Annotated in this window: 5 protein-coding genes; 1 reads left to right on the top strand and 4 read right to left on the bottom strand. The window is 53.7% G+C overall.

From position 1 onward, the window contains the following. Nucleotides 1-208 precede the first annotated feature (208 nt). From sdhB to sdhC, 4 genes are read right to left on the bottom strand one after another with little or no spacing between them, the layout of a single operon-like run. Nucleotides 209-925, bottom strand: coding sequence for a succinate dehydrogenase iron-sulfur subunit SdhB (gene sdhB, locus JO226_RS07640; protein ID WP_293546212.1), 717 nt, complete (start codon nucleotides 923-925; stop codon nucleotides 209-211). A gap of 15 nt (nucleotides 926-940) precedes the next feature. Beyond that, entirely contained in the window at nucleotides 941-2,707 is a 1,767-nt protein-coding gene (gene sdhA, locus JO226_RS07635; RefSeq protein ID WP_293546209.1) for a succinate dehydrogenase flavoprotein subunit, read from the bottom strand. Next, on the bottom strand, nucleotides 2,707-3,054 hold the full coding sequence (gene sdhD / locus JO226_RS07630; protein WP_293546208.1) for a succinate dehydrogenase membrane anchor subunit: 348 nt from the start codon (nucleotides 3,052-3,054) through the stop codon (nucleotides 2,707-2,709). The genes sdhA and sdhD overlap by 1 nt, the downstream gene beginning before the upstream one ends. Continuing rightward, nucleotides 3,048-3,452, bottom strand: a complete 405-nt coding sequence (gene sdhC, locus JO226_RS07625; RefSeq protein WP_293546206.1) for a succinate dehydrogenase cytochrome b556 subunit — start codon at nucleotides 3,450-3,452, stop codon at nucleotides 3,048-3,050. The genes sdhD and sdhC overlap by 7 nt, the downstream gene beginning before the upstream one ends. A 640-nt stretch (nucleotides 3,453-4,092) precedes the next feature. Between sdhC and gltA the strand changes: the two genes are divergently transcribed. Beyond that, on the top strand, nucleotides 4,093-5,198 hold a 1,106-nt coding region (gltA, locus tag JO226_RS07620), incomplete at its 3' end, for a citrate synthase (RefSeq protein WP_293546203.1).

Here is a 5,198-nt window from a genome sequence, read left to right as displayed (position 1 = left end):
GCCGTGGAAACTACCACGCACACCAGATGTGCGTGCCGGGGTTCACCTGCGAGCTCTTTTTTATATTGGCCCGCGAAGGAACCTTTAAAAACTGTCAACGTATCAGGGCAGTTTTTAGAGGTTTCCTGTTTTTTGCCCGGTGGCGCTACGCTTACCGGGCCTACACGCTCGTAGGCCGGATAAGCGCAGTGCCATCCGGCGTTGTTACTTACGCGCTACGTTGCAGCAGCATCGACTTAATATGGCCGATGGCGCGCGTCGGGTTAAGCCCTTTCGGACAGACACTGACGCAGTTCATGATGCTATGGCAGCGGAATACGCTGAAAGCATCACTCAAGCCATCAAGGCGGTTTTCGGTTTCAGTATCACGGCTGTCGATCAGGAAGCGGTAGGCTGCGAGCAGACCCGCCGGGCCGATGAACTTATCCGGGTTCCACCAGAATGATGGGCAAGACGTCGAGCAACATGCACAAAGAATACACTCGTACAGTCCATCGAGTTTCTCACGCTGCTCCGGTGACTGTAAATGCTCACGGGCAGGTGGATTTTGTCCATTATTCAACAAGTAAGGCTTGATTTTCTCATACTGTGCATAGAATTGCCCCATGTCCACCACTAAATCGCGAACAACCGGCAACCCTGGCAGCGGACGGATAACAATTTTCTGCCCCGGACGCTGCAACGCTGAAATCGGCGTGATACAGGCCAGGCCGTTTTTGCCGTTCATGTTCAGACCATCGGAGCCACACACCCCTTCACGGCAGGAACGACGAAACGACAGCGTCGGGTCTTTTTCTTTCAGCTGGATTAACGCATCCAGCAGCATCATGTCGCGACCTTCTTCCGCCTCCAGGGTGTAATCCTGCATATGCGGAGCATCATCAACATCCGGGTTATAACGATAAACTGAGAATTCGAGTTTCATTATCCTGTCTCCGCATTAGTAAGTACGAATCTTCGGCGGGAACGCCGGGCGCAGTTTCGGTTCCATATTGACGCTACGACGCGTCATGGTTTCCGATTGCGGCAGATACAGGGAATGGCACAACCAGTTCGCGTCATCCCTTTCCGGGAAGTCGAAGCGGCTATGCGCGCCACGGCTTTCGGTACGGAAGTTCGCAGACTGCGCGGTGGCATAAGCCGTTTCCATCAGGTTATCCAGCTCCAGACACTCGACGCGCTGGGTGTTGAATTCGCTGGAAGTATCGTCCAGACGGGCGTTTTTCAGACGCTCGCGAATCGCTTTCAGTTCTTCAAGACCTTTCGCCATCGCATCGCCTTCGCGGAATACCGAGAAGTTATGCTGCATACATTCCTGCAGCGCTTTGCGGATAGCCACCGGGTCTTCGCCGTCACGATTACCGTTCCAGCGATTCAGACGCTCCAGAGAAGCATTGATTTCTTCTTCGGTCGCATCCAGCAGGTCGCCCTGCTCGGCGATAGACTCCTGCAGATGCAGACCCACCGCACGACCAAACACCACCAGGTCCAGCAATGAGTTGCCGCCCAGACGGTTGGCGCCGTGGACCGACACGCAGGCAATCTCGCCCACAGCAAACAGCCCTGGAATCACCACGTCTTCGCCCTGCTCGTTCACGGTCAGCGCCTGACCGGTCACTTTGGTCGGAATACCGCCCATCATGTAGTGGCAGGTCGGGATAACCGGAATCGGCTCTTTCACCGGGTCAACGTGGGCAAAGGTACGGGACAGCTCAAGGATGCCCGGCAGACGGGATTCCAGAACCTCTTTACCCAGATGGTCGAGTTTCAGTTTGGCGTGCGGGCCCCACGGGCCGTCGCAGCCGCGACCTTCACGGATTTCGATCATGATGGAGCGCGCCACCACGTCACGACCCGCCAGGTCTTTCGCATTCGGGGCATAACGCTCCATGAAGCGCTCGCCATGTTTGTTCAGCAGGTAGCCGCCTTCACCACGGCAGCCTTCGGTCACCAGTACGCCCGCCCCGGCGATACCGGTCGGGTGGAACTGCCACATTTCCATATCCTGTACCGGCACGCCAGCACGGATAGCCATACCCACGCCGTCACCGGTGTTGATGTGGGCGTTAGTGGTGGACTGGTAAATACGGCCTGCGCCGCCAGTCGCCAGCACGGTCGCGCGGGCTTTGAAGTACACCACTTCACCGGTTTCGATACACAGCGCGGTACAACCGACAATCGCACCGTCGGCGTTCTTCACCAGGTCCAGCGCATACCACTCGGAGAAAATAGTGGTGTGGTTCTTCAGGTTCTGCTGATACAGCGTATGCAGCAGCGCATGACCGGTACGGTCAGCCGCCGCGGCGGTACGTGCCGCCTGCTCGCCGCCGAAGTTTTTCGACTGGCCGCCAAACGGACGTTGATAAATGGTGCCATTTTCCAGACGGGAGAACGGCAGCCCCATATGGTCCAGCTCCAGAATCGCTTCCGGGCCGGTCTTACACATATATTCGATAGCGTCCTGGTCGCCGATGTAGTCCGACCCTTTGACGGTGTCGTACATGTGCCATTCCCAGTTATCTTCATGGGTATTACCGAGCGCCACGGTGATGCCACCCTGCGCGGATACGGTATGGGAACGGGTCGGGAAGACTTTGGAGAGCAGCGCACAGGTCTGACCGCTCTGGGAGATTTGCAACGCGGCGCGCATACCTGCGCCGCCTGCGCCGATCACAACAGCATCAAATTCTCTGACTGGCAGTTTCATTACACACCCCACACCACAACAAATCCATAAATGACGTAAACCACCAACGCAACAACGATAGCCAGCTGCAACGTCAGGCGCACAGCCAGTGGTTTAACGTAGTCGGTCAACACCTGCCACATACCGATCCAGGCATGAATCAAGATGGAGAAGAGCGCCAGCAGGGTGAAAACTTTGGTGAAAGAGGAGGAGAAAAAGCCCGTCCAGACTTCCCAGGTCACGGTGCCGGTCGTTGCGAAAAAGCCAACCATGTAGATGATGTACAGGGTCAGAACGATCGCAGTGGCACGAACCAGAATGAAGTCATGTACGCCGTTGCGTCCTAATGCCGAGGCGTTGCTTACCATACGAGGACTCCTGCGAGAAGTGAAAGCACGACTGTAATAACAAAAGAGATTTTGGCGGAACGTGTCCCTGCTTCGAGGGTTTCTTCCAGATAGCCAAAATCCATCAGCAGGTGGCGGATGCCGACGACGGCGTGATAGGCCAGCGCGGTCAAAATGCCCCAAACGATGAATTTCACAAAGAAGCTACTCATGATGGACGTCGCCACCAGGAAGCCTTCAGGCGAAGAGAGACTACTTCCCAGCAACCACAGCAGAATACCCACCGCCACGAAGGTTATCACACCGGATACGCGATGGAGAATGGACGCTATCGCCGTTACAGGGAATCGGATCGTTGCCAGATCCAGATTGACAGGTCTTTGTTTCTTCACATTTTTTATCATGAATAACGCCCACATGCTGTTCTTATTGTTTCCTTCCTCCGGTCTGCGTGCGGGTCAGACAGCGTCCTTTTTCTATAACTTAGCGTCATGGATAACCAACTTTTCAGAAGTTTAAAACGACACATTACAACGCTGGGTGGCTCGGGATTGCAGGGTGTTCCGGAGACCTGGCGGCAGTATAGGACGTTCACAAAATCATTACAATTAACCTACATATAGTTTGTCGGGTTTTATACGGAACAGTGATCGGCGTCACGATAACAACATTATTTTAATTTTTACTCAGCTAATTTGACAAACATTAAACATTATTGTTACAACCATCATCTGAAAAGTCATATAATGCTTAAAAGTTATGGGGTCACTCTTTCACCTGAGAATAAGTTATGTAACAGTGTGATGGTATTGACCGATGTAATCAGGACAGTTATTAGTGATAGACAGATTTGAATAAACGGACTGCTAATACCCTGATTTGCTGTAGTTTCACTGTGGATTAAACGTATGCCGCCAGGCGCCCTTTAGCTCTGTACCCTGGTTTCTCCTCTGACGCGGAGCTGTGAGCCAAATAACAAACTGGTAACGTTGAACTGCAGCCTGAAGGCAAATCCGGCATCCAGCAGTCTTATGCAATAAGGCGCTAAGGAGACCGTAAATGGCTGATACAAAGGCACAGCTCACCCTAAATGGTGACGCTGCTATTGAACTGGATGTGCTAAAAGGCACACTCGGTCAGGATGTTATTGATATTCGTAGTCTCGGTTCAAAAGGGATGTTCACTTTTGACCCCGGTTTTACCTCAACCGCATCTTGCGAATCCAAAATCACCTTTATCGACGGTGACGAAGGTATCCTGCTACATCGCGGTTTTCCTATCGATCAGTTAGCAACCGAATCTAACTATCTCGAAGTCTGCTACATCCTGCTGAACGGTGAAAAACCGACCCAGGCCCAGTACAATGACTTCAAAACCATCGTGACCCGACATACCATGATTCATGAGCAGATCACACGTCTGTTCCATGCGTTTCGTCGTGACTCTCACCCGATGGCGGTGATGTGTGGCATCACCGGCGCGCTGGCGGCGTTTTATCACGATGCGATGGACGTCAATAATCCGCGTCATCGCGAAATCGCTGCGTTCCGTCTGCTGTCCAAAATGCCGACCATGGCGGCGATGTGCTACAAATATTCCATCGGCCAGCCGTTCGTTTACCCGCGTAACAACCTTTCCTATGCGGGCAACTTCCTGAACATGATGTTCTCCACGCCGTGCGAAGAGTATGTGGTCAATCCGGTGCTCGAACGCGCCATGGACCGTATTCTGATTCTGCACGCCGATCACGAGCAGAACGCATCGACCTCCACCGTACGTACCGCAGGCTCCTCTGGCGCGAATCCGTTCGCCTGCATCGCGGCGGGTATTGCGTCCCTGTGGGGACCGGCGCATGGCGGCGCGAACGAAGCCGCGCTGAAGATGCTGGAAGAGATCAGCTCCGTTGAGCACATCCCGGAATTCGTACGTCGCGCGAAAGACAAAAACGATTCTTTCCGCCTGATGGGCTTCGGCCATCGCGTCTACAAAAATTACGATCCGCGCGCGACCGTTATGCGCGAAACCTGCCACGAAGTGCTGAAAGAACTGGGCACCAAAGACGATCTGCTGGAAGTGGCCATGGAGCTTGAGCACATCGCGCTCAACGACCCGTACTTCATCGAGAAGAAACTGTACCCGAACGTCGATTTCTACTCCGGCATCAT

The organism is Pluralibacter sp., assembly GCF_019237635.1.
GTDB lineage: Bacteria > Pseudomonadota > Gammaproteobacteria > Enterobacterales > Enterobacteriaceae > Enterobacter_B.
This window is presented reverse-complemented; position numbering and strand designations above follow the sequence as displayed.

What these genes read in the sequence shown, in the direction of transcription:
- sdhB (WP_293546212.1), bottom strand. Translation starts at nt 925, where the DNA reads ATGAAACTCGAATTCTCAGTTTATCGTTATAACCCGGATGTTGATGAT.
- sdhA (WP_293546209.1), bottom strand. Translation starts at nt 2,707, where the DNA reads ATGAAACTGCCAGTCAGAGAATTTGATGCTGTTGTGATCGGCGCAGGC.
- sdhD (WP_293546208.1), bottom strand. Translation starts at nt 3,054, where the DNA reads ATGGTAAGCAACGCCTCGGCATTAGGACGCAACGGCGTACATGACTTC.
- sdhC (WP_293546206.1), bottom strand. Translation starts at nt 3,452, where the DNA reads ATGTGGGCGTTATTCATGATAAAAAATGTGAAGAAACAAAGACCTGTC.